The sequence below is a fragment of the Shewanella sp. GutCb genome (genome assembly GCF_002836135.1).
Lineage (GTDB): Bacteria > Pseudomonadota > Gammaproteobacteria > Enterobacterales > Shewanellaceae > Shewanella.
In genome coordinates this window covers 25,428-50,430 of record NZ_PJBL01000026.1, presented here as the reverse complement: position 1 = coordinate 50,430, position 25,003 = coordinate 25,428, and the positions used below count along the sequence as shown (strand labels likewise).

Genomic DNA, 25,003 nt, shown 5'->3' with positions numbered 1-25,003 from the left:
GCTGTGGCAGAGATGAATATGTTGCAAGCCATTAACGAAGCCCTGAGCTCGGAAATGGAAGCTGATCAAAAAATGATGGTATTTGGTGAAGACGTTGGTCATTTTGGCGGCGTTTTTCGAGCGACTTCGGGCCTGCAAGAAAAATTTGGCCGTGACCGCTGTTTTAATACACCGCTAACAGAGCAAGGTATCGCTGGCTTTGCCAATGGACTCGCCTCTAATGGCATGACGGCCGTAGCTGAAATCCAATTCGCCGATTATATCTTTCCAGCGATAGATCAGATCGTCAACGAAAGCGCTAAATTCCGTTACCGCAGTGGTAATGAGTTTGACGTGGGCGGTCTAACGTTTAGAACGCCTTATGGCGGCGGTATTGCGGGGGGTCACTATCACTCACAGTCACCCGAAGCCTATTTTACTCAAACACCGGGTCTTAAAGTGGTTATCCCGCGTAATCCAGAACAAGCTAAAGGCTTGTTGATTGCGTCAATCCGAGACAAAAATCCGGTCATCTTCTTTGAGCCAAAACGTCTTTACCGTGCATCAGTAGGCGAAGTGAGAGATGGTGACTTTGTTATTGAGTTGGGTAAAGCTGAAGTGATCCGCCAAGGGACTGACATTACATTGTTAGGCTGGGGCGCTCAGATGGAAATTCTTGAAAATGCTGCCGACATGGCAGCAAAGAAAGGCATTTCATGTGAAGTTATCGATCTGCGGACCTTATCTCCTTGGGATGTCGATACTGTTGCTGCATCAGTAAAGAAAACTGGCAGATTACTGATCAACCACGAAGCGCCATTAACGGGTGGTTTTGCCGGTGAAATAGCAGCAACGATACAAGAAGAGTGCTTCTTATACCTAGAATCACCGATTACGCGTGTTTGTGGTTTGGATACACCTTATCCATTAATCCATGAAAAAGAATATATGCCTGATGCATTGAAAACATTTGAAGCCATTAAAGCGTCAGTCAAATTTTAGGAGCCCGCCATGATTAAAGAGTTTATCCTGCCGGATATCGGTGAAGGCGTTGTTGAATGCGAGCTAGTTGAATGGTTAGTGCAAGAGGGCGATGTTGTCACTGAAGATCAGCCAATAGCCGATGTGATGACGGACAAAGCATTAGTGCAAATTCCCGCACCGTACGCTGGCACTATTGCTAAATTGTATTATGCCAAAGGCGAAATTGCCAAAGTACATGCGCCTTTATATGCTGTTGATATTGCAGAGGAAGGCGGATCTCAAGCTGCGCCACTTGCAGCGACCAACATTGAAGCTGTCAGCAATACAGAGAGTCAAAGTGACATCGGTACAGCGAATGTGACTATTGAAGAATTTTTGCTGCCAGATATTGGTGAAGGTATTGTTGAGTGTGAACTGGTTGAATGGCTGGTTAGTGAAGGCGATATCGTGGTTGAAGATCAACCCATTGCTGATGTAATGACAGACAAAGCCTTGGTTCAAATTCCGGCGATGAAAAACGGTAAAATAACAAAGTTACATTACCGAAAAGGGCAACTGGCTCGGGTACATGCCCCGTTATTTGCTATTGAAGTTGCCTCTGAAACGCCAACGGTAGCAACAGCTGTCAATACCGCAGTAGAGCAAGCAACTAACACTGTAGTGGCCGAAAGTGTCGAACCTGCCCCACAAGGTAAAGCATTAGCTAGCCCAGCGGTACGCCGTATGGCTCGCACATTAGACATTGATATCTCCAAAGTGAAGGGCACGGGTAAAAATGGCCGTGTGTTTAAGGAAGATATTGAGCGCCATCAATCTCCTATAGTGTCGCCAAGCAACCAAGTAAACACGGTGACAACGTCGACTACTGCCAGCCCTAATGTAAGTCAAAGTGTGGCTGCTGGTGATCGCATCGAACCTATTAAAGGTGTTCGTGCGGTGATGGCGAGAATGATGACAGAATCCGTGTCGACCATTCCTCACTTTACCTATTGTGAAGAATTCGACCTCACCGCATTAGTTGCACTGCGCGAAAGCATGAAGAAGAAATATTCCACTGATGAGCTTAAGCTCACCATGATGCCTTTCTTCATGAAGTCGATGTCTTTAGCACTGGCGCAGTTCCCTGATATGAACAGCCGCGTCAATGCCGATTGCACCGAGCAAACATTGTTATCGAGCCATAACATAGGGATGGCGGTTGATTCTAAAGTGGGTTTGCTGGTTCCAAATGTTAAAGATGTGCAAGATAAGACTATTTTGGAAATTGCTGCTGACATCACCCGTTTAACGACGGCTTCACGCAGTGGTCGAGTGTCTCCCGCCGATCTTAAAGGTGGCAGTATCACTATCTCAAATATTGGTGCATTGGGCGGGACTGTTGCAACGCCTATCATCAATAAACCTGAAGTGGCGATTGTGGCACTGGGTAAATTACAAGTATTACCAAGATTCAATGCTGCGGGCGAAGTCGAGGCGCGTAAGATAATGCAGGTGAGCTGGTCTGGTGATCACAGAGTCATCGACGGTGGTACGATTGCACGTTTTTGTAACCTGTGGAAACTCTATCTTGAGCAACCACAAGAGATGTTACTCGCAATGCAGTAAACATTTCGTTGATAGCTCAATAGATAAAAAGGTGCTTAATAAAGCACCTTTTTTTATTCCCTTTACGGTAAAGAGTTTTAAATGGGTAAAAAATTCCGTATAATTCCGCGAATCAGTTACTGTCCTTTGGTTGTAGTATGAGCGCGTTCACCCCCAGTATCAAAAGTATTGAGTATCCATTCCCCGCGAAGCCTGTACCTTTATCTGACATAGAAAAGGAACAATCTAAAGAGCGCATTAAACAGCTACTTAAAGAGCGTAACGCCGTTCTTGTTGCTCACTATTATACTGACCCAGAAATTCAAGCATTGGCCGAAGAAACCGGCGGATGTGTTTCAGACTCACTAGAGATGGCACGATTTGGTCGTGATCACCCGGCAAAAACACTGATTGTTGCTGGGGTAAAGTTTATGGGGGAAACCTCTAAAATCCTTAGTCCCGAAAAAACGGTACTAATGCCTACGTTGGAAGCTACATGTTCACTTGATATCGGTTGTCCGATTGAAACATTCAGTGAATTTTGCGATGCACACCCAGACCATACCGTCGTTGTTTATGCCAATACATCTGCAGCGGTCAAAGCGCGTGCTGATTGGGTTGTCACTTCAAGCATTGCATTAGAAATTGTCGAACATTTAGACAGTCAAGATAAGAAAATCATTTGGGGACCGGATCGTCATCTAGGCAGTTACATTGCTAAAGAGACTGGAGCCGAGATGCTGATGTGGCAAGGCGAGTGCATTGTTCACGATGAGTTTAAAGCAAACGCGTTAATAGAATTAAAGAAACTACATCCAAATGCTGCAGTATTGGTTCACCCTGAATCGCCTGCTAGTGTGGTTGAACTTGCTGATGTCGTAGGCTCAACAAGCCAACTGATTAAAGCAGCTCATACAATGGATAACGATATGTTTATTGTTGCCACTGACAGAGGTATTTTTTATAAGATGCAGCAAGCTGCACCGAATAAAATATTAGTGGAAGCCCCTACCGGTGGTAATGGAGGTACGTGTAAAAGTTGTGCCCATTGTCCTTGGATGGCAATGAATGGTTTAAAGGCCATTGAAAACGCACTTGAGAGTGCAGGGCTGCAGCATGAGATTTTCGTTGATGAGACTTTGAGACTCGATGCACTAAAACCTCTCAATAGAATGTTAGATTTTGCTAAAACCTTGAATATGACAGTGAAAGGTAATGCTTAATAAAACGTTGATAACCATCTCATAAATGCTCGAATAATTGATTTGGATCACGTTTTTATCCGCAATGCCGAAAAAGTCTGCAATCGCAGGCTTTTTTTATAACATTTTGTGTAAACGACTGTTTACCTTGAACTAGTTTCGTTTATCCTAAGCCATAAATTGATTTAATTATTAATAAGGCTTACGAATGAAATGGAATTGGATCGGCAACCTTACATTAAAACAAAAATTTGTGATTGTTATCGCGCCTTCTTTACTCGCCTCTATCCTATTTGGCGGGCTGTATGCGAATGATCAGTACAAGTTAACCAAAGAACTCGACCAAGTACTTATTTTGAGTCAACTTGCTGTTGCTAATAGTAGCTTGGTCCACGAAATACAAAAAGAGCGCGGCATGAGCGCCGGCTTCATTGGCTCTAACGGCTCGGCGTTTCAAAGTAAGTTACCGCTACAGCAAAGAGATACCGATAAGCTTATTCACACTTTCCAGTCATTTCTGAGTGATCATCCATTGCCTTCGGCTTTTACAACCGAGATCCGCAATACTAAAAATTTAATCAGTGAGATCCCAGAGATTCGAAAAAAGGTAAAAGGTCTATCGATTAATGTTGCGGATGAGGTGGCATTCTATACTGCTTTAAATAAAGAGCTACTGAGCATCGTGGACTTAACAGCGAAGAAAGGTGCTAACCAACAAATTGCCATTAAGGCCGCTGCATTTGCTGCATATTTGCAAATGAAAGAGCGGGCAGGCATTGAACGCGCGGTACTGAGTTCAACCTTTGGTAATGACACTTTTAAAGCCGGTGCTTATCGTCGTTTCGTGACACTTGTATCGGAGCAGGGCGCGTATCAAGAAAGATTCTTGGCGTTAACTGACCCGCAAACATATTCTGCTTTTCAGCAGTTAAAGAACAATCAAGCCTTTAAAGAGGTTGAAGCGTATCGAGCTATTGGTTTTGTGCAAAATGCTGCAAAATTAGAACAACAGCTGCCGGAGCTCTGGTTTCAAACTGCAACTAACCGGATTGAGCTGTTAAGCCAATTTGAGCACCAGTTATCAAATGAATTAATCACCGTCACTGAAGCAAGGTTAGCCATTGCGACTAAATACCTTTATGTAACATTAGCGATATTGTTATTGGCAGCAAGTATGGTGTTGCTGGTTTCTATTTCTGTCATGCGTTTTATCCATGAAAGTGTTTCTAACCTGCAGCGTTCAGTGACGCTGGCGCGAGAAGATTTCGATCTCAGTGTCAGAATTGTTCAGAACAGCGATGATGAATTTGGCCAATTAGCCAAGGCATTTAACGGCATGATGACAGATTTTGAAAATGTCATTGCTCACGTTACCACTAATTCAACAGTTTTATTTCAAGCAGTAGAAAAATTGGAACAACACTCTACACAGCTAAAAAGCGATGTTGAGCTGGGCCACCGTGAAGTGGAGCAGGTCGCGTCAGCCATGACCGAAATGAGTGCTACCGTCGCAGAGATAGCCATTAATGCTGAAAATGCCTCTGAAGCATCAGCGGAAGCTAACATTGAGGCGCAAGACGGTAATGAAGAGGTCGGGCGTTCAAGCGCTGCTATTACTTTACTTGCCAGCGACATTAATGAGTCTGCAGCAGCGTTGCAAGCACTTGAACTTGATATACAAGGCATTGTAGCTGTGTCTGATGTTATAAGCGGTATTGCAGAGCAAACTAACTTGCTGGCACTCAATGCCGCTATCGAAGCCGCAAGAGCTGGGGAAATGGGCCGTGGTTTTGCTGTTGTAGCTGATGAAGTACGTAACCTTGCGCAGCGAGCACAAAGTGCAACAGGAGATATAAAAGCCATGACAGAGCGACTAAGCTCCGGGGCTAGTATCGCAGTGCTTTCAATGGAACGCGGTACAAAGCAAGCAAGTCAAAGTGTTGAAGAGGCAGAAAAGGTCAGCGTAGAGCTTAAAAAGATAGTCAATCATGTCGGGGTAATAGACAGCATGAATGAACAGATCGCGGCATCGACGCATGAGCAAAGTGCAGTGGCGGAAGAGGTGAATCAAAATGCGTTAAAAATTAGTGAGCTCTATAGCAATACTCACACTATCGCTAATGAACTCCAATCTCTCACCAACGAGCTGGTTAAAGGGTCAAGCAATGTTGCTATAGAAGTCAGTAAATTTAAACTGAGTTGACTGATAGTGGGTTAAAATTACGGCTAATAGCGCTAATTTGGCTAGCAAATATGCAAACGCTGCTGCTGGCCACAAATACGCTTGACGCAATTGCCCCTTTTGCGTAAAGTGTCGCTCCGTTAGCAGCGTAAGCTATGTTGTTGACTATTGTGATGATTAACCACATAAAAAGAATCAATTGGTGAGCTGGCTGAGTGGCTGAAGGCGCACGCCTGGAAAGTGTGTTTAGGTTTATCCCTAACGAGAGTTCGAATCTCTCGCTCACCGCCATATATAGAAAAGCCCGTTATCGAAAGATAACGGGCTTTTTGCTGTGTTATTTTTGCTTGTTACCGCCCAAATATTTAGTGCGAGTAATCAAAGAACTTACGCTGCTCTAGGCCTGCGGCATTTGAATTAACTTTATTGGGGTGCTTATGCTCTTTCCAGCAAGCGACTTTTCTGCCTACATTTAGATGAGGGAAGTCCAAGTTTTCCTCTGTACTTATCCCTATAAATGTCAGTAACTCGCTTAAGCTACTTGGTTTGCTAACGTCGAGACAGATAAGATCATCTCTGTTTTCAAAATATGCGAGTACTCCCTGTTTATGTTGCTGATAACACTTTGCCAGGTGCTCTTTATTGTCTGGGACTCGTGTAGATGAAAATTCAAAAACAGCATTGAAAGTACGTTTTAATACGGGGTTGAATATACCGCTTTTAAGGTCTAAGTTAGCCAACATTTTATTAATGAGCATCTGCATAGAAGGCACCCAAAGCGTTAAGTCTCTTTCTAAATAGACAAATTTGGAACCTGGGAAAAGCTTATCAAGTTGTGCGTAATCACAAAAGCATGGAGAGTCAGAAATTACATCGGCTAATTCAAATGCCCTTTTTGTGTAGGCGGTGTGAGCGACATTGAATCCATAGTCTAGTAAGGCAACGCTGATACTCGTTGTACCTGTTCTGGGTAATCCAATAATAAAAAGTTTGTTCATGTGCTTATAAAACCAATATAAAGAAATAAGTGTTAGAGGTTGCTGTTGCTTGCAATCTACCTACAGCAAAGGGCTAAACAGGTAAAAAATACGTTCAGTGATACGGTTGGCTAAAGAGCGTTTTGCCCATAGCTCAGGAGATACCATTACAGAGTCAGCTAAATAACTTTGTTGGACCCGTTCAAGCTCCTGCGTAAACGGAAGGTTGTCTACCGCTAAGGTAACCTCAAAGTTGAGCCATAAGCTTCGCATATCAAGATTTACCGTGCCTATTAGGCAATGATTTCCGTCGATGACAACTGACTTGGTGTGTAATAAGCCGCCTTTAAAACGATGAATATTCACACCAGCATCGAGGAGTTCCGAGAAAAAGGCTCGGCTAGCCCATTCAACCATCAGCGAGTCATTTTTATCCGGTACGATGATATCAACTTGCACATCGCGCTGAGCAGCAATAATGAGTGCCAGTTGCAAATTTTCACTGGGTACAAAATAGGGAGTGGTAATAACAATACTTTTTTGCGCTTGATAGATGCTTTGCAGTAAGACCTGATGAATAATCTCATCTCGCATTCCTGGCCCTGACGGAATAACCTGCACTAAATCTGTGATGTCATTGTCATCATGTGGTAAACATTTCGGCAGTTCGGGTAACACGCGCTCATTGGTTTCAACTTCCCAGTCCCACGCATGGATGCTGTTTAGTACAGGCACCGTAGTGCCCGTGATCCTGACCATCACGTCAATCCATTCTCCAACGCCTGCCTCTTGATTGAAATACTTTGGATCAACAAGGTTCATGGAGCCTGTATAAGCAATCTGATTATCTAAGACCACAATTTTCCGATGTAATCTTAAATCGAGCCGTCTAAAGAACATCCTCAATGGTGAGACTTCGAGTGCATTGACAACGCTGATCCCTGCTTTTTTAAATGTAGTAGGCCAATGACTTTTAAAAAAGCTCCGGCTGCCAGCGGCATCGAGCAGCAACTTTACGCAAACGCCGCGATTAGCCGATCCCACTAGAGCTTGCGCGACATCATCGGCTTTACCACCAGGTTGCCAGATGTAGAACTCAAGGTGGATTGATTCAGTCGCTTGGTCAATATCCTTGATTAACATTTCAAGGATCTCATGGGTTTGGTTCAGCAGTGTTAATTGATTATCGGCAAGTGCAGGAATACCAATCTGTTTTTCGCATATGGCACTAATTGATTGCCCGTAAAGGCTGGAGACATGAGGCTTATATTGGCGGACGTTATAGAGATTTGAAAACCATTGCTCATAGGGCGAGTACATCTGCTGTGCGCGTTCTGCACGTTTTTTCCCTAAGTTGAGCTCGCCAAACAAGAGGTAGGCAAATGCTCCCCCTAACGGCACGATATAGATTATCATCAACCACGCCAATGAGACGCCAATTGCCCGCCTTTTAACAACGACTCGCACGCTGATACCAGCAATCACTAACCAGTAAATAAATACGCCAGCGAGGGTGAGTAGTTGATAAAAGTGGTACATGTTTTCTTTGATAATATAAGCCTTAGGAGATCGAGAAGAGCACTGGAACAGTCATTAAAGGTGCGCTAGTGAGTTAAGCGACTAATGTTTATGCCACACATGAGTAAAAGCTATTATAATGAAAACATTACCGTAAATCTAAGTAAGAAGCAGAATAACTCACCATGTTTAGAATTCTTCGTAAGCTCATTTTATTTTCACTGTTGTTAGTGACATTGATTGGCCTCTATATTTACCAAAGTACAGTAATTCCGCTTAAAGATACATTGTTAGCAAATGACACTGATGGTGTTAATGCAGTGCAATGTGTCACACATAGCCCGAATGTACCGCTTGATAGACATGGCTATCTAGATATTGCAATCTGGAATATCTATAAGCAGCAGAATGAGGGCTGGCAAAATGTACTAAAACAGCTGGCAGACCGGACTGACTTGCTATTGCTGCAAGAGGCAACGCTAACAGATGATCTAAAGGCACTAATTAACGAGCAAAAACAGGGTTGGGTGTTGGCAAAGGCATTTATATTCGGTGGTGAGCCTGTGGGGGTGATGAATTTGTCGCAAGACTATCCCTTAAGTACCTGCGCCTTTAGATACTCAGAACCATTAATCCAATATCCGAAATCTTTATTGGTATCCTATTATCTGTTGTCAGATAACAGCCAGTTGTTGGTCGCTAATATACACAGTATCAATTTTACGTTAGGACTTGAAGAGTACCGTGCTCAACTCAACGTCGTTGCTGCGGCGATAAGCGAACACAAAGGCCCTGTTATTTTGGCGGGTGATCTCAACACCTGGAGTAGCGAGCGTGGAGAATACATAGCAACAATGGCGAGAAATGCAGCATTAACGGAAGCTGTGCCTAATGATGACTCGCGAACGACCATTTTTGGTCAATCGCTTGACCATATATTTTATCGAGATCTGCAATTGGTAAAAACTGAATCAATTGTCACAGATAGTTCAGATCATCATCCGCTTAAAGCATATTTTAGATTAATCAAAAAAATCCCTTAGTAAGTCAACTACTCGTGAAGAGTCACCGATAGGACAAAGTATGGATGACGCGCACGCGTTACTTAAACAGTATTTCGGTTTTAGTGCTTTTAGAACCGGCCAGCAAGAAGTCGTTAGCAAGATATTAAATGGTCAAAGCGCAGCTGCCATTTTCCCAACAGGGTCAGGCAAGTCGCTATGCTATCAATTACCTGCAGTTACATTGCCAAACCTTACATTAGTTGTATCGCCGTTATTGGCGCTGATGCAAGATCAGTTAGCTTATTTAGACGCTCGAGGTATTTCTGCTGCATCTATTGATTCCACTCAAACCCCTGAGCAGGCCGCGGCAGTATTAGACGGTGTGACTGATGGCAGTATAAAAGTGCTGATGATCTCAGTTGAGCGTTTGAATAACGAAAGATTCAGGCGTTTTATCAGTGGTATTGCAATCTCTTTACTGGTGATAGATGAAGCCCATTGTATCTCGGAGTGGGGTCATAACTTTCGGCCCGATTACTTAAAACTACCAAGTTATCAACGGATGTTGAATATTCCGCAAGTGCTGCTGTTAACCGCGACAGCAACTTCAAAAGTGATTGCCGATATGGGCAGTAAATTTGCAATAGCGCCTGAAAACATTACATTAACCGGCTTTTATAGATCTAACTTACATCTCAATGCTGTTGGGATAAAAGAAGCCGATAAATCCCGATTTTTAGTTAATTGGTTAAATGAACGACAACGCACGAGTGGAATTGTTTATGTGACCTTGCAAAAAAGTGCTGAAATAGTCGCCAAGTATTTACAAGCCAACGGCTATAACGTATTGGCTTATCATGCTGGAATGGACAGTGATGAACGCAAGTCAATTCAGACTCGCTTTATGTCAGGTGAAGTCCCCATCATTGTTGCCACTATTGCTTTTGGAATGGGTATAGATAAAAGCGATATACGTTTTGTGGTGCATTATGATCTGCCTAAATCGATAGAAAACTACGCGCAAGAAATTGGACGTGCTGGGCGAGACGGTAAAGATTCCGAATGTATGGTGCTGGCAAATAAAGATAATCTTAATGTATTAGAAAACTTTGTATTTGGCGATACACCTGAGCTTAACGCTATTACCCGTGTTATTGATGAGATTAAGTCAGTGGCTCAACAGAATAATATTTGGGAGTTGATGCTCAATCAGCTTTCTACATCCTCAAATATTCGACCTCTGAGTTTGAAAACCTTGTTAGTTTATCTTGAGATGCAAGGCGTTATTAAACCTAAATACAGCTATTTTGCCGAATACAAATATAAGTTGCAGACCTCTTTAGAGGCGATGTTGAGTCGCTTTGATCCCGAGCGCCAGCATTTTGTTAAAGCGATTGTCGATACCTCTGTAAAAGCTAAAATTTGGCACAGTGCTGATCTTAATCAACTTGAGACCATTTACCCTAATAGTCGTGGTCGAGCAATAAAAGCTTTAGATTACTTAGATCAAAAACAGCTAATAGAACTGCAAAGTAAACAGTTAACACAGGTTTATGACGTGTATGCCGCAGAATTAAACGTTGATGGACTAGCAGAGCGGCTTTATCAGCAATTTAGCATTAAGGAGAGCAGTGAAATTGAGCGAATTAATTTTCTCGTGTCATTTTTTGGTAGTGACCGTTGCTTAAGTTTGCAGCTCGCGCAGTATTTCTCAGATCCAAATGCCATCACAGCGTGTGGTCATTGTTCTGTCTGCCTTAATCACATCGCGGTATTACCCGAACCCGTGTACTTGAAACCTTTGATTGAATATGATTTTCAGCAGATCTGCGCTGAAGCCGTTTCAAAGTTAAAATCGCATACATCAGCGGTGTTGTTAACACGCTTTTTATGCGGCTTAACAACGCCCTTGTTTACCAAACTGAAAATGAGACAAGTGCAAGGCTTTGCACAATTTGAACGCTACCGCTTTAAAGAGGTGCTAGCGTGGGTAGAGCAGCAGCTTTAAAGTAGTAACACCTTTATTAGTAGTATGCATAATACGCGTTGTTTTATGCATACTATGTAACAAAGATTTTCCAACTCGACTTTATTAATGTAAAAAAACAAAGAACATGTTTAACTGACTGCAAATTTATCGCTACATAGATTGCGAATAATGATAACTAAGGGATTTCACATGAAAAAAGCCGCGCTAACGCTTGCCATCGCATTATCACTGACTGGGCTCACAGCCTGTCAAACTCAAACGTCTATAGAGCAAAGCACTATTGAAATGACAGATCAAAATTTGGCATTTCAACAGTTTAGTCAGAGTTTTATCGATGATTTGTGGCTCGAATCGCCAACTTGGGCTTTGTATAGTGGTTTTCATCAGTATGACGGTGTGCTTAAAGTCCCCAATGAGCAGGCTCGCCAAGCTAGCTTAGATTTTGTATCGAAGCAATCAGCATTGTTGACTCATTTTGACAAAGACAGTCTAACTCCCGGTTTGTTAACGGATTATCGCTTAATTGAAAACTTGATTGGTCAGATGCGTTGGGACATAGAAACCTTTAAGTCTTGGCAGTGGGATCCAACTAACTACAATGTCTCAGGCGGCTTTGCGCAGATCATCAATGAAAATTTCGCGCCTTTAGATCAACGTTTAGCTTCAGTACTGTCGAGAATGGAAAACGTCCCAGCTTATTACGCTGCAGCTCGAGAAAATATAAGTCACCCTACGCTAGAGCATACACAGCTGGCGATTATGCAAAATGAAGGTGCTTTTTCTGTCTTTAACAATGACCTTCTAGATCAGGTTATCGCTTCAGAGCTAACTAATGAGCAAAAGGTACTGTTTGTAACACGCTTCAATAAAGCCACCATAGCCATAAACGAACATATCGACTGGTTAAAGGCACTTGAAGCCAAATTAGACAAAGAGGGCGCACGTAGTTTCAGAATTGGCGAAACGCTGTATGAACAGAAATTTGCCTACGACATTCAAGCGGGGATGAGCGGTAAGGCCTTGTATGAAAAAGCGATAGAAGATAAGAATCGCGTACAAGCAGAGATGACAAAGATCACCGAAAAGCTATGGCCTACCAATTTCGATACGCCAATGCCGAAAGACAATAAAGTGGCCATAAAACAGCTTATCGATAAGTTATCGGTTAAGCATGTTAAGCGTGACGACTTTGTGGATGAAGTTAGGGCGCAGATCCCAGAGCTAATTGCCTTCGTTAATGAAAAGGACTTAGTCACGCTTGATCCCAATAAACCTCTCATCGTACGTGAAACCCCAGCTTATATGCGTGGTTATGCTGGAGCATCGATTAGTGCTCCGGGACCATATGAAAAGTCGGGTAACACCTATTACAACGTCACTCCATTGGACGGCATGAATGATGAGTCCGCAGAAAGTTATCTAAGAGAATATAATCATTGGATTCTGCAGGTGTTAAATATCCATGAAGCGATCCCCGGTCACTACACACAATTGGTTTACTCGAATGAATCGCCAAGCTTAATTAAGAGTTTGTTTGGTAATGGCGCTATGGTGGAAGGTTGGGCGGTTTATACCGAGCGAATGATGTTAGAAGAGGGCTATGGTAATTTTGAGCCTGAAATGTGGTTAATGTATTACAAATGGAACCTACGTGTTATCTGTAACACAATACTCGACTATGGTATCCAGGTTAAAGGAATGACAGAAGCAGAGGCTCTTGATCTTATGATCAATGAAGCTTTCCAGCAACAAGCCGAGGCGCAAGGGAAGTGGCGTAGAGCAACGCTGAGTCAGGTGCAGCTGACTAGCTACTATTCAGGATATCGTGAAATATATGACTTTAGAGAAGAGTATAAAGCACTGAAAGGTGATGACTTTGACCTTAAGGCATTCCACGAAGAGTTCTTAAGTTATGGTAGTGCTCCAGTCAAATATATTAGAGAGCTAATGCTGCATAAATAGCATATTCAAATATCATTAAACCAGCAGTTAACATAATTGCTGGTTTTTTGTTTGTTTAGTCCTTTGATTTAACAGAAATGTGATCTATCCCATCATTCTCTACTAGCTTATTTAACGCTCTTAATGTAATCTCAATGGTAATCGTTCGCATTTAGATTACGTGAAATGAAAAACATACTGCTCGTTGATGATGATCTTGTACTACAAAGTCTATTAAAGAGCCATTTAGAGGCTGAACACTTTATTGTTACTCTTGCGTCAGATGGCCAAGAGGCACTTGAAAAACTGCAGCATATTAACCCTGATCTTATTATTCTTGATATTAACATGCCAAAGTTAAATGGTATTGAGATGTTAAAATTACGCAATGATAAAACCCCGGTAATGGTTATCTCTTCACTGGATACAGAACGTGAACGCGTTAGTGTATTTGAGCTAGGCGCAGACGATTTTCTGAGTAAACCTTTCAGTCAACGTGAGTTAATCGTAAGGATCAGAGCCATTCAACGTCGAATAGAATTAGTCAGAAATGAATCTGAAATAAACGACGATTTAGCAACCGATGTGTTGTTTGATGATAGTAGCTATAGCGTGTCTATTTCTTCAAAAGAAGTTTCCTTTACTCAAACAGAATTTAAGTTGTTCAAATACCTATTTGAACGCAAGGGTAGGGTTATTGCAAAGCAAGAGTTACAGCTAAGAGTACTGCAAAAAGAACTAGGCCAGTTTGATAGAAACTTAGATATGCATATCAGTAACACGCGAAGAAAATTAGCAGCGATACAGCTGCCTAAATCCTTAATCAATACGGTTAGAGGTAAAGGGTATAGTTTTGCAGAGATGTAACTAATTAAACACAATAAAAAAAGGGAGCTTAAAGCTCCCTTTTTTTAATCGTAATCAATTAAGCTATTATTTTAATAGGATAGTTGGATTAACATATTCAAGGTTCAACGCTTCAGCTACTTCCGCACAAGTGATCTTACCGTGCATAACATTAAGACCATTTAATAGGTGCTTGTCTTGAAGCAAAGCTTCACGGTAACCAAGTTGAGCCAACTTAATAATGTATGGCAATGTGGCATTGTTAAGTGCAAAAGTCGAGGTACGAGCAACAGCACCAGGCATATTCGCGACACAATAATGAACAACATCATCAACAATATACGTAGGGTCTTGGTGTGTTGTTGCATGTGAAGTCTCAATACAACCACCTTGGTCGATTGCAACATCTACAATTGCAGAACCTGGCTTCATTGCGGCAATATGCGCTCGAGTGACAAGCTTCGGCGCTGCAGCACCTGGAACAAGTACACCACCAATGACAAGGTCAGCTTCTAAAACATGCTTTTCAATAGCATCAGCTGTTGAATAGATTGCTTTAACTTTATTATCAAACTGTGCATTTAGACGACGTAATGCATCAATGCTACGATCAAGAATAACAACATCAGCGCCTAGGCCTACTGCCATTTGCGCAGCGTTTGTTCCCACCATGCCGCCACCGATAATAACGACTTTAGCAGGTTCAACACCTGGTACACCGCCAAGCAGCATACCACGTCCGCCCATCGACTTTTCAAGTGCCATTGCGCCAGCTTGAATCGACATACGGCCAGCAACTTCAGACATTGGCGCAAGTAAGGGGAGTGCACCACGGTCATCTGTTACCGTTTCATAAGCTATACAAACAGAGCCACTTTTAATAAGGTCTTCTGTTTGTGGTAAATCAGGCGCTAAATGTAAGTAGGTAAATAGAAGTTGGTCTTCTCTTAACATTGCACGTTCTACTGCTTGTGGTTCTTTTACCTTAACAATCATTTCTGATTGGGCAAAAACCTCAGCTGCAGTTGCTAGGATTTTAGCGCCTACATTAACGTAATCTTCATCGGTAAAACCAATGCCAGAGCCAGCACTTGTTTCAATAAAAACCTCATGACCACGTAGAGTCAATTCACGAACGCTAGAAGGTACCATGCCTACACGATATTCGTGGTTTTTGATTTCTTTTGGAACACCTATAATCATCTTAGAGCCTCAATTTCGCATAAAAACCCATTTTCTATGGGTGTAATTGTTATTTTGTTATGCCTGAACGTGAATGTTTCAGGGAAATCTAGTATAGTATTCCTTCGGCAGTTTATGCTGCTGAAGTTTATCTAAACACAGTGTTTTATTTTGTTATAGATGCAATTCAAGGTTGTAAATATGGTTAATAATAAAAAGAGTCCTATAAAAGACTTAGATCGAATCGATAGAAATATACTTAATGAGTTACAACTTGATGGGCGCATTTCCAATGTAGAACTATCAAAACGTGTTGGGCTGAGTCCCACTCCTTGTCTAGAGCGAGTTAAAAGGCTTGAAAAACAAGGATATATCAAAGGATATACAGCATTAGTCAATCCCCACTTTTTGGGTGCATCTTTACTGGTGTTTGTTGAGATCACGTTAAATCGTGATACAGCGGAAGTATTTGATAAGTTTAACGATGCCGTGCAACTACTTGATGATATTCAAGAATGTCATTTAGTTTCAGGTGATTTCGATTATTTATTGAAGACTCGAGTATCCGATATGTCCGCTTATCGTCGTTTATTAGGGGAAACCTTACTTAAACTACCTTCAGTCTCTGATACACGCACTTATGTGGTGATGGAAGAGGTTAAGCAGACGAATCGTGTGGCTATCAATACGACTTCTGAAATGTAATTTTGTTGTTTTCTTGTGCAAGAAGGGCGTCAATCGACTCCCTTCTTTTATACAAAATACAATTGATACAAAATGATGCAAAGATTCCACATGAATAATTATTCACTTTATTGTGTCCAACTCAAACGCTGCAAAATAAACTCATTTCTGGTATCTTACTGACATTATCGTCTTTTTTATTGTAGGCTTGCGATTGTCCAAGGCAACTAGTGTAAAAACCCTTTCCGGCGTACAACGACTATTAGAAGGTAGTCTGATCATCTGTTGCATGATTGCAACTTATATCCTTATTGCGCTAAGCAGTTTTAATGCATCCGATCCCGGCTGGAGCCAATCCCATTTTGATGGAGATATTCAAAACCTCACCGGCGCTGTTGGTGCTTGGTTAGCCGACGTATTACTTTATATTTTCGGTTATACCGCTTATATCATCCCAGTCATTATCGCTTTAACGGGTTGGTCGCTGTTTAAACGCACCCATAGATTGCTAGAAATTGACTACTTTTCTGTAGGCTTGAGATTAATAGGCTTTCTTCTTATTGTGTTTAGCCTTGCAGCATTAGGCAGTATGAACGCAAATGGACTTTACGAATTTTCAGCCGGTGGTGTCACGGGGGATGTAATAGGCCAAGCGATGCTGCCCTACTTTAATCAGTTAGGGACAACACTACTGCTATTATGTTTTGTGGGTGCCGGTTTTACGCTGCTTACTGGTATTAGTTGGCTAACTATTATTGATTTAACTGGCTTCGCGACGTTATGGTGCTTTAAGTCATTACGACAATTACCCGCAAAACTTGTCCCTAATAAAGAAGAAACTGAAGATACTCGCGGTTTCTTATCCGTGGTTGAGCGTTTTCGTGAAAAACGCAGTAAAGAACGGGATGAACAAGAAACGTGTGATGCTAATCTTTATGAGCAGGATGATTCAGTTAACCCAGAAACAGCAAAGAGTGCTAATACTCGGTTAGAACCTAAAATAGAACCTTTATTAACACAGCCATCGCAAGCCATAGAACCAACAATTCAAGCGCCTTGGATTGCAGACGTTCAACCTGAAGTTGAGACGATTGATTTTGACGCAAAAAAATCAACTGGCGCGGTAAACGCAAGCAAACGCATAAATGATGGCAAAGCCAAGATCGTCGATGGCATCGTTATTTTACCTGGCCAAGAGGAAGGTCCGGTGAGCAAAGCTGCGATGGAGCCGCTACCAAGTATTTCATTACTCGATGTACCCAATCGAAAAAGTAACCCCATAAGCCAAGAAGAGTTAGACCAAGTCGGTAGATTAGTCGAAGTTAAACTTGCTGATTTCAACATTACGGCAAAAGTCGTTGGCGTATATCCAGGTCCTGTTATTACTCGTTTTGAGCTCGAACTAGCGCCTGGCGTTAAAGCTTCAAAGATCACTAGTTTATCCAAAGATTTAGCGCGTTCGCTGCTGGCAGAGAGTGTCCGAGTGGTTGAAGTTATACCAGGTAAAGCATTTGTAGGTCTCGAGTTACCTAACAAGTTTAGAGAAACGGTCTTTATGCGTGACGTATTAGATTGCGATGAATTCAGAGATAGTCCATCTCATTTAAGTATGGTACTTGGGGCTGATATCGGCGGTAAGCCCGTCATTGTTGACCTAGGTAAAATGCCACACCTGTTAGTGGCAGGTACCACTGGCTCAGGTAAGTCAGTCGGCGTAAACGTGATGATCACTAGTTTACTGTATAAATCGGGGCCAGATGATGTTCGCTTCATTATGATCGACCCGAAGATGTTAGAACTTTCAGTTTATGAAGGGATCCCACATCTGTTGTGTGAGGTTGTTACTGATATGAAAGAAGCGGCTAACTCACTTCGCTGGTGTGTCGGTGAAATGGAGCGTCGCTATAAGCTCATGTCAGCTCTTGGGGTACGTAACCTTAAAGGTTATAACCTTAAAATTAAAAATGCTAAAGAGGCTGGCGAACCCATTGTCGATCCTCTATGGAAATCATCCGACAGCATGGAACCCGAAGCGCCAGAGCTCGATAAGCTCCCTTCAATCGTTGTTGTCGTTGATGAATTTGCCGACATGATGATGATTGTGGGTAAAAAGGTTGAAGAGCTTATTGCACGTATCGCGCAAAAAGCACGTGCGGCAGGCATACATTTAATATTAGCGACGCAGAGACCATCGGTTGATGTTATTACAGGTTTGATTAAAGCAAACATTCCAACTCGTATGGCTTTCCAAGTGTCTTCACGAATCGATTCAAGAACGATTTTGGATCAACAAGGCGCAGAAACCTTATTAGGTATGGGTGACATGCTTTATTTGCCACCGGGCACGAGTGTTCCTAGTCGCGTCCATGGCGCCTTTATTGACGATCATGAAGTACACAAGGTTGTTGCTGATTGGCATGCTCGCGGAAAACCACAATACATTACAGATATTTTACAAGGCTCAGCAGAAGGAGAGCAGGTGTTGCTTCCTGGTGAGGCCAGCGAATCTGACGAAGATACTGATGTGTTATACGATGAAGCAGTGGCATTTGTTACCCAAACGCGTCGCGGATCAATCTCTAGTGTGCAACGAAAATTCAAAATTGGTTATAACCGCGCGGCACGGATTATTGAACAAATGGAACTTCAAGGTGTAGTTAGTGCCCAAGGCCACAATGGGAACCGTGAAGTATTAGCACCGCCTCCACCTAAAGACTTTGATTAATTTCAATAAGTTTAGCGGATGAATTTGTGGTTATGAATAATGAAGACACTCAATATCAGTGTTGTGCCTAGGGCGCAACCGGGAGAACCAACATGAATAGACTTATCGCTATGGCGATGGCAGGGTTACCTTTATTAGCGCATTTTTCAGTTCAAGCGGATGCTTCTGAGGAGCTAAAAGTAAAGCTTGCCGAAATCAATAACCTTAAAGCCAATTTTAGTCAGACCGTCACCGATATTAATGACAAAGTGATTCAGACGGGTGAAGGTATTTTTGCACTGGCGCAGCCAAATCAATTTTACTGGCACTTAACCGCGCCGGATGAATCATTGATTGTCGCCGACGGTACTGATGTATGGATCTACAATCCTTTTGCAGAAGAGGTGTCGGTTATGGATGTTAACCAAGCAATAAGTGCATCTCCTATCGCCTTACTTGTCCATTCTGATCCGCAAACATGGTCACAATACCAGGTTGAAAATAATGGCCAATGTTTTGAAATAAGCCCAATAGATAAAGAGGCTGGCGTGTCGGAAGTTGAGGTCTGCTTTAACGAGCTAACATTGACTAAAATGGTGCTAAAAGATCAGCAAGGCAATACCAGTAACTTTACTCTTACAGATCAAACCCATGTAACCGAGAGTGAAGGTAATTTATTTGAATTTATCGTGCCTGAAAATGTTGATATTGATGATCAACGTTTGAAGTCTAGTCATTAAGAGTGTTCCGTGAGTAGTTTAAGTTTAGATTTCGCACCCGATTTTAGGCCTCTAGCGGCTAGAATGCGCCCGGAAACATTAGCGCAATATGTTGGACAACAACATTTATTGGGCGAAGGGCAACCGTTAAGGCAAGCACTTGAAGCTGGAAGAGCTCACTCCATGATGTTTTGGGGGCCACCAGGAACAGGTAAAACCACACTGGCAGAGCTTGTAGCCAGTCATGTTAATGCCCATGTTGAACGTATTTCTGCCGTCACCTCAGGTGTTAAAGAGATTAGAAGTGCAATAGAACATGCAAAAAATGTTGCTCAATCTCGTGGGCAACGTACTTTACTTTTTGTTGATGAAGTTCATCGTTTTAATAAAAGCCAACAAGATGCCTTTTTACCGTTTATAGAAGATGGAACGGTGATTTTTGTTGGTGCAACAACTGAAAATCCTTCTTTTGAGATAAATAACGCACTCTTATCGCGTGCACGTGTGTATCTGATTAAGGCGCTGACTACCGAGGAGATCTGTCTGATCACCCAGCAGGCTTTGGCTGATGAAGAACGTGGACTCGGTAAGCGTAAGTTGATTTTACCGCCAGATGTGGCGTTAAAATTAGCACAAGTATGCGACGGCGATGCACGTAAAGCATTAAACCTTATCGAATTGATTAGCGATATGCTTAAAGACGGTGAAGTTTTCACCGAAGCGATGATCATTCAGGTGGCAGGCCAGCAACTCGCGGGGTTTGATAAGAATGGCGACCAATACTACGACCTAATTTCAGCGGTACATAAATCTATTCGTGGCTCAAACCCCGACGCTGCGCTTTATTGGTATTGCCGAATGCTCGAAGGTGGCTGCGATCCTCTCTATATTGGCAGACGGTTACTTGCCATCGCGTCAGAAGATATCGGCAATGCAGATCCTAATGCGATGTCTGTTGCGGTCAATGCTTGGGAGTGTTTTCATCGAGTGGGCCCCTCTGAAGGGGAAAGAGCGATAGCACAAGCTGTTTTGTACCTAGCAAGTGCGCCCAAAAGTAATGCTGTCTACACCGCTTTTAAAGCCGCAAGACAGCTTGCACGAGAAACGGGCAATGAAAGTGTACCGGAGCATTTAAGAAATGCACCGACTAAACTGATGCAAGACATCGGTTACGGTGAAGGATATCGATACGCTCATGATGAACCCAATGCTTATGCTGAAGGGGAGGTTTACCTGCCTAAATCGATTGCCGATAGCCGTTTTTATTATCCAACAGAGCGCGGATTTGAGAAACGAATAAAAGAAAAGCTTGAGCACTTAGCGATTCTTAATCAGCAAAGTAAGGTAAAAAGATATGAGTAATATACTTTTTGTTGCGTTAGGTGGGTCTGTTGGTGCAGTTTTACGTTATCTTATCTCAATTTTAATGCTTCAGGTGTTTGGTAGTGGATTTCCTTTTGGTACACTTGTAGTCAATATACTGGGATCATTTTTAATGGGTGTTGTATACGCCTTTGGTCAAGTCAGTGAAGTGAGCCCAGAAATTAAAGCATTTATTGGTGTGGGAATGTTAGGCGCCCTCACTACGTTTTCTACTTTTTCCAATGAGTCTTTATTGCTGATGCAAGAAGGTTATTTGGTTAAAGCGATTTTGAATGTTGTTGTCAATGTAGGCGTGTGTATATTCGTCGTTTTTCTAGGACAGCAATTGGTGTTTTCTCGTTATTAACTATTAAGACAATAAGACATGTTAGATCCAAAATTTTTACGAAATGAATTAGAAGTAACCGCTGAGCGTTTAGCAACTCGTGGTTTCATTTTAGATGTCGACCGTTTAGGTAAATTAGAAGAAAAGCGCAAGTCGCTGCAGGTCGCTACTGAAGAGTTACAAGCTTCACGCAATGCGATCTCAAAATCGATTGGCCAAGCAAAAGCAAAGGGTGAAGATGTTGCCCCTATTATGGCTAAAGTCGGCACTCTTGGTGCAGAACTTGATGCTAAGAAATTAGAATTATCTGCATTGCTTGAAGAGCTTAATGCTATTGCGATGAGCGTGCCTAACTTACCGGACGAATCAGCACCGATTGGCAGTGATGAGTCTGGTAATGTTGAAGTACGTCGCTGGGGTACACCAAGAGAATTTAGCTTCGACGTCAAAGATCATGTTGAACTCGGTGAAACACTTGGCGGGCTCGATTTTAAGAGTGCTGTTAAAATTACCGGTACGCGCTTTATTATAATGAAAGGCCAAATAGCTCGCATGCATCGTGCGTTAGCACAGTTTATGCTTGACCTTCATACGACTGAACACGGCTACACAGAGGCTTACGTTCCGCTGCTGGTCAATGAAGATAGCTTGTTGGGCACAGGACAGTTACCCAAGTTTGGTGAAGACCTGTTTCATACCAAACCCGCAACAGAAGAGGGGCAGGGCCTAAGCCTTATCCCAACCGCTGAAGTGCCACTGACCAACATGGCTCGTGATACTATTATCGATGAAGATGAGTTGCCGGTAATGTTGACGGCTCATACACCTTGTTTCAGAAGTGAAGCGGGTTCATATGGCCGTGATACTCGTGGATTAATCCGTCAGCATCAATTTGATAAGGTAGAGCTAGTACAGCTAGTAAAACCAGAAACTTCAATGCAAGCGCTTGAAGAGCTGACGATTCATGCTGAAACAGTGCTACAGAAACTTGAACTTCCGTACCGCACTATGGTGCTATGTACCGGTGATATGGGCTTTGGATCAAGCAAGACGTTTGATATCGAAGTCTGGTTACCGGCTCAAAACACTTTTAGAGAGATTTCATCGTGCAGTAACATGCAGGATTTCCAGTCTCGTCGTATGCAAGCCCGTTTTAAAGCTAAAACAGCTAAGAAACCAAGCCTATTACATACGCTTAATGGTTCAGGCCTTGCAGTAGGTCGTACCTTAGTGGCTGTCCTTGAAAACTACCAGAATGAAGACGGTTCAATTACGATACCTGAAGTGTTACGTGGTTACATGGGCGGTTTAGAAAAAATCGGCTAAACCAAACTCATTAAAAAGGCCTCTACAGTGTAGGGGCTTTTTTATGTGTGTTTTTTGATCGCAAATTACTCATTTAGATAATATCAATTAATTGACTTAATTAATGCTGTTTATTGATCATACTAGGGCTATAAATGACAAATATTGATAATATGGGTAATTTTATTTTTTAGTCGCTAAAACTCACTTTCTACGGCGTGACTTCAATGGTATAACTACAGCAGAACCCCCTACACACCTCTATTTAGGAAAGCAGTTATGATATTTTCCCAGGTTGAACTTGCCCCAGCCGATCCAATCCTAGGCCTTACCGATGCCTTCAAAGCAGATCCCCGAGAGGATAAAGTCAATTTAGGCGTTGGGATCTATAAAGATGAATCTGGAAAAACCCCTATTCTTAAAGCCGTTAAATTAGCAGAAGAAAAGTTACTGGCAACAGAGAAGACTAAAAGCTATTTAGGGATGGAAGGCGTACAGGCGTATAACGGTGCAGTACAAACGCTATTGTTTGGCAATGATCATACCGTTGTTAATAACGGCCGAGCGTTAACCGCACAAGCTCCTGGCGGTACTGGCTCACTTCGAGTCGCAGCGGAGTTTTTAGTTCGACATACGAAAGCTGACACCATTTGGGTCAGTAATCCTACCTGGGCAAACCATCAAAATATTTTTCAATCTGCAGGCTTGAAGACGCAATCTTACGGCTATTATAAAGCAGAGACGCACAGTCTAGATTTTGATGCCATGTTAGCTGATTTGAGTGGCGCAAAAGAGGGCGATCTTGTTTTACTCCATGGTTGTTGTCATAACCCGACAGGAATCGATTTAAATGAGGCCCAATGGCTCGCGGTAGCACAGCTATGCGTGAGTAAGTCATTAGTGCCGTTATTTGATTTCGCTTATCAAGGTTTTGGCACTGGCGTTGAAGAGGATGCTACAGGACTACGTATTGTTGCTGACACTGTCCCCGAGCTTATTATTGCCAACTCTTTCTCGAAGAACTTTGGTCTGTATAACGAACGTATTGGCGCTGTAACAGTCGTAGCCGCAAACGATACCGAAGTGGTAAATGCTTTTAGCCAGATAAAGAGCACCATTCGTGCTTCATACTCTAACCCTCCAGCGCATGGCGCATTGATCGTTAGTACTATTTTAGAAGATGAGTCGTTAAAGCAACTTTGGCATGATGAACTACAAGGTATGCGAGAGCGCATCGCCGAAATGCGGACTTTATTCGTCGCATCATTGAAAGAAAGTGGTGTGACTCAAGACTTTGAATTTATCTCTAGCCAAAATGGCATGTTTAGTTTTTCAGGCTTGGATAAAGCGCAGGTAAAGCGTCTAAAAGATGAGTTTGGCGTTTATATTGTAGGTTCTGGACGTATCAGCGTTGCCGGCATGACTAAAACGAATATGCCGATTATATGTAAGGCGATTGCCGCGGTTCTATAAACGGATATTACACTTAAAAAGGACCTTCTTAGGTCCTTTTTTTGTTGCTAATGTTTAAACAACATTGAGTTTATCTGGCAACATTTCTGCGAGCGCATTTGCCAACGCACGCTTATCATGTAGCCCAATATGATGTGAACTTCTTAAGGGATAGTAGCTGGTGTTACCCTCTCGATAAGCGGTTTCAGCATGGCTAAGTACCTTATCAATGATTTTAAGGCCAAGCACTTGATGACACCAATCTAGCTTTTGCGTGAGTCCACAATTTGCTATCGGTGACGGTTCATCGGTTAGATTATCAATTAAAATCACTTCCGCCGAAGATTCGGCTAGCGCTTTTGCTATTTTAGGCAACAGCAGCGGAGGCATGATACTGGTTAAAAAACTGCCTGGGCCGAGTATGATTAAATCTGCATCACGTATTGCATCGCAGGCTTCACACGTTGCTTGTACTAACGGGTCAAGTGACAATGCTATGGGAGTATCGGTCATTTTGTCGACGTTCATTTCACCAAAAACACTTCTGCCGCTCGCTTCGATGGCGACAAGGTGTGTTGGTTCTTCAGACATCGGGATTAGACGAGTTGTGATATTTAAAAATTGACGCACTAAATTAATCGCTTCCAACGGCCTAACGCATAGCTCATCTAATGCGGTGAGCATTAAATTACCTAAATTGTGGCCATTGAGTTCACTTTCACCCTTAAAGCGGTACTCAAACATGAGTGAACCAATTGAAGGTTTTTTAGATAGCTGTGTAAGGCAATTACGTAGATCGCCCCAAGCAATACAGTCTTTTTCGGCTCTTAGACGACCGGTAGAACCACCATTATCAGTTGTGGCTACGATCCCTGTCAGTTTAGGGCCAAGAAATGACAATGCTGAGAGTACGCGTCCTAGGCCATGTCCGCCACCAATGGCGACGACTTGCTGATATTGATTAAGTGCATTGTTTTCCATGGGGGGTCTCCTTCCTGAATACCCAGATGTTTTATTGGTCGCAATAAGTATAACGATTTAA

General features: G+C 42.5%; 19 protein-coding genes and 1 tRNA gene. 16 read left to right on the top strand and 4 right to left on the bottom strand.

Features of this window, described 5'->3' with window-relative positions; genetic code table 11:
* The first annotated feature begins 3 nt into the window (after positions 1 to 3).
* The 5 genes from CXF86_RS15630 to CXF86_RS15605 all read left to right on the top strand — a co-directional run bounded on the left by CXF86_RS15630 (position 4) and on the right by CXF86_RS15605 (position 6,222).
* Positions 4 to 981 carry an alpha-ketoacid dehydrogenase subunit beta gene (locus CXF86_RS15630; RefSeq protein WP_101091646.1) on the top strand — a complete coding sequence of 326 codons (978 nt, stop codon included), beginning with the start codon at positions 4 to 6 and terminating at the stop codon, positions 979 to 981.
* A 9-nt stretch (positions 982 to 990) separates the two neighbouring features.
* Entirely contained in the window at positions 991 to 2,568 is a 1,578-nt protein-coding gene (locus tag CXF86_RS15625) for a dihydrolipoyllysine-residue acetyltransferase (protein ID WP_102039449.1), read from the top strand.
* 137 nt (positions 2,569 to 2,705) lie between these two features.
* Entirely contained in the window at positions 2,706 to 3,770 is a 1,065-nt protein-coding gene (gene nadA, locus CXF86_RS15620; RefSeq protein ID WP_101091648.1) for a quinolinate synthase NadA, read from the top strand.
* Positions 3,771 to 3,957: 187 nt separating this feature from the next.
* Positions 3,958 to 5,952, top strand: a complete 1,995-nt coding sequence (locus CXF86_RS15615; protein ID WP_102039448.1) for a methyl-accepting chemotaxis protein — start codon at positions 3,958 to 3,960, stop codon at positions 5,950 to 5,952.
* Between the two features lie 180 nt (positions 5,953 to 6,132).
* Positions 6,133 to 6,222: transfer RNA gene (locus tag CXF86_RS15605), tRNA-Ser, on the top strand.
* Between the two features lie 74 nt (positions 6,223 to 6,296).
* Here CXF86_RS15605 and CXF86_RS15600 read toward each other — a convergent pair.
* Positions 6,297 to 6,929 (bottom strand): sulfotransferase, encoded by a 633-nt coding sequence (locus tag CXF86_RS15600; protein WP_102039446.1) that lies wholly within the window; start codon positions 6,927 to 6,929, stop codon positions 6,297 to 6,299.
* 60 nt (positions 6,930 to 6,989) lie between these two features.
* Positions 6,990 to 8,447 carry a cardiolipin synthase gene (gene cls / locus CXF86_RS15595; protein WP_101091652.1) on the bottom strand — a complete coding sequence of 486 codons (1,458 nt, stop codon included), beginning with the start codon at positions 8,445 to 8,447 and terminating at the stop codon, positions 6,990 to 6,992.
* 164 nt (positions 8,448 to 8,611) lie between these two features.
* On the opposite strand from cls, the gene CXF86_RS15590 reads away from it, so the two are divergent.
* The 4 genes from CXF86_RS15590 to CXF86_RS15575 all read left to right on the top strand — a co-directional run bounded on the left by CXF86_RS15590 (position 8,612) and on the right by CXF86_RS15575 (position 14,228).
* Positions 8,612 to 9,469, top strand: coding sequence for an endonuclease/exonuclease/phosphatase family protein (locus tag CXF86_RS15590; protein ID WP_102039445.1), 858 nt, complete (start codon positions 8,612 to 8,614; stop codon positions 9,467 to 9,469).
* Between the two features lie 40 nt (positions 9,470 to 9,509).
* On the top strand, positions 9,510 to 11,438 hold the full coding sequence (locus tag CXF86_RS15585; RefSeq protein ID WP_102039444.1) for a RecQ family ATP-dependent DNA helicase: 1,929 nt from the start codon (positions 9,510 to 9,512) through the stop codon (positions 11,436 to 11,438).
* A 171-nt stretch (positions 11,439 to 11,609) separates the two neighbouring features.
* Positions 11,610 to 13,382, top strand: a complete 1,773-nt coding sequence (locus CXF86_RS15580; protein ID WP_102039443.1) for a DUF885 domain-containing protein — start codon at positions 11,610 to 11,612, stop codon at positions 13,380 to 13,382.
* 165 nt (positions 13,383 to 13,547) lie between these two features.
* A complete protein-coding gene (locus CXF86_RS15575) occupies positions 13,548 to 14,228 on the top strand; it encodes a response regulator transcription factor (protein WP_102039442.1) in 681 nt (226 codons plus the stop codon).
* Between the two features lie 66 nt (positions 14,229 to 14,294).
* On the opposite strand, the gene ald is transcribed toward CXF86_RS15575, so the two are convergent.
* Entirely contained in the window at positions 14,295 to 15,410 is a 1,116-nt protein-coding gene (gene ald, locus CXF86_RS15570; RefSeq protein ID WP_101091657.1) for an alanine dehydrogenase, read from the bottom strand.
* Between the two features lie 180 nt (positions 15,411 to 15,590).
* Here ald and lrp point away from each other — a divergent pair, with 180 nt between their 5' ends.
* From lrp to CXF86_RS15535, 7 genes are all read left to right on the top strand, one after another.
* On the top strand, positions 15,591 to 16,094 hold the full coding sequence (lrp, locus tag CXF86_RS15565; RefSeq protein WP_101091658.1) for a leucine-responsive transcriptional regulator Lrp: 504 nt from the start codon (positions 15,591 to 15,593) through the stop codon (positions 16,092 to 16,094).
* A gap of 193 nt (positions 16,095 to 16,287) precedes the next feature.
* Entirely contained in the window at positions 16,288 to 18,798 is a 2,511-nt protein-coding gene (locus CXF86_RS15560; RefSeq protein ID WP_101091659.1) for a DNA translocase FtsK, read from the top strand.
* Between the two features lie 92 nt (positions 18,799 to 18,890).
* Positions 18,891 to 19,517: an outer membrane lipoprotein periplasmic chaperone LolA gene (gene lolA / locus CXF86_RS15555; RefSeq protein ID WP_101091660.1), complete on the top strand. Its 627-nt coding sequence runs from the start codon at positions 18,891 to 18,893 to the stop codon at positions 19,515 to 19,517.
* 9 nt (positions 19,518 to 19,526) lie between these two features.
* Complete coding sequence (locus CXF86_RS15550; protein WP_101091661.1) at positions 19,527 to 20,858, top strand: replication-associated recombination protein A; 1,332 nt, start codon at positions 19,527 to 19,529, stop codon at positions 20,856 to 20,858.
* Positions 20,851 to 21,225: a fluoride efflux transporter CrcB gene (gene crcB, locus CXF86_RS15545; protein WP_101091662.1), complete on the top strand. Its 375-nt coding sequence runs from the start codon at positions 20,851 to 20,853 to the stop codon at positions 21,223 to 21,225. The genes CXF86_RS15550 and crcB overlap by 8 nt, the downstream gene beginning before the upstream one ends.
* Before the next feature lie 18 nt (positions 21,226 to 21,243).
* A complete protein-coding gene (serS, locus tag CXF86_RS15540; protein ID WP_101091663.1) occupies positions 21,244 to 22,530 on the top strand; it encodes a serine--tRNA ligase in 1,287 nt (428 codons plus the stop codon).
* A 258-nt stretch (positions 22,531 to 22,788) separates the two neighbouring features.
* Positions 22,789 to 23,982, top strand: coding sequence for an amino acid aminotransferase (locus CXF86_RS15535; RefSeq protein WP_101091664.1), 1,194 nt, complete (start codon positions 22,789 to 22,791; stop codon positions 23,980 to 23,982).
* 54 nt (positions 23,983 to 24,036) lie between these two features.
* Here CXF86_RS15535 and yvcK read toward each other — a convergent pair whose 3' ends face one another.
* The gene (gene yvcK, locus CXF86_RS15530; RefSeq protein WP_102039441.1) at positions 24,037 to 24,942 is read right to left on the bottom strand and encodes a uridine diphosphate-N-acetylglucosamine-binding protein YvcK; all 906 of its coding nucleotides are present in this window, start codon (positions 24,940 to 24,942) and stop codon (positions 24,037 to 24,039) included.
* Positions 24,943 to 25,003: the final 61 nt, after the last annotated feature.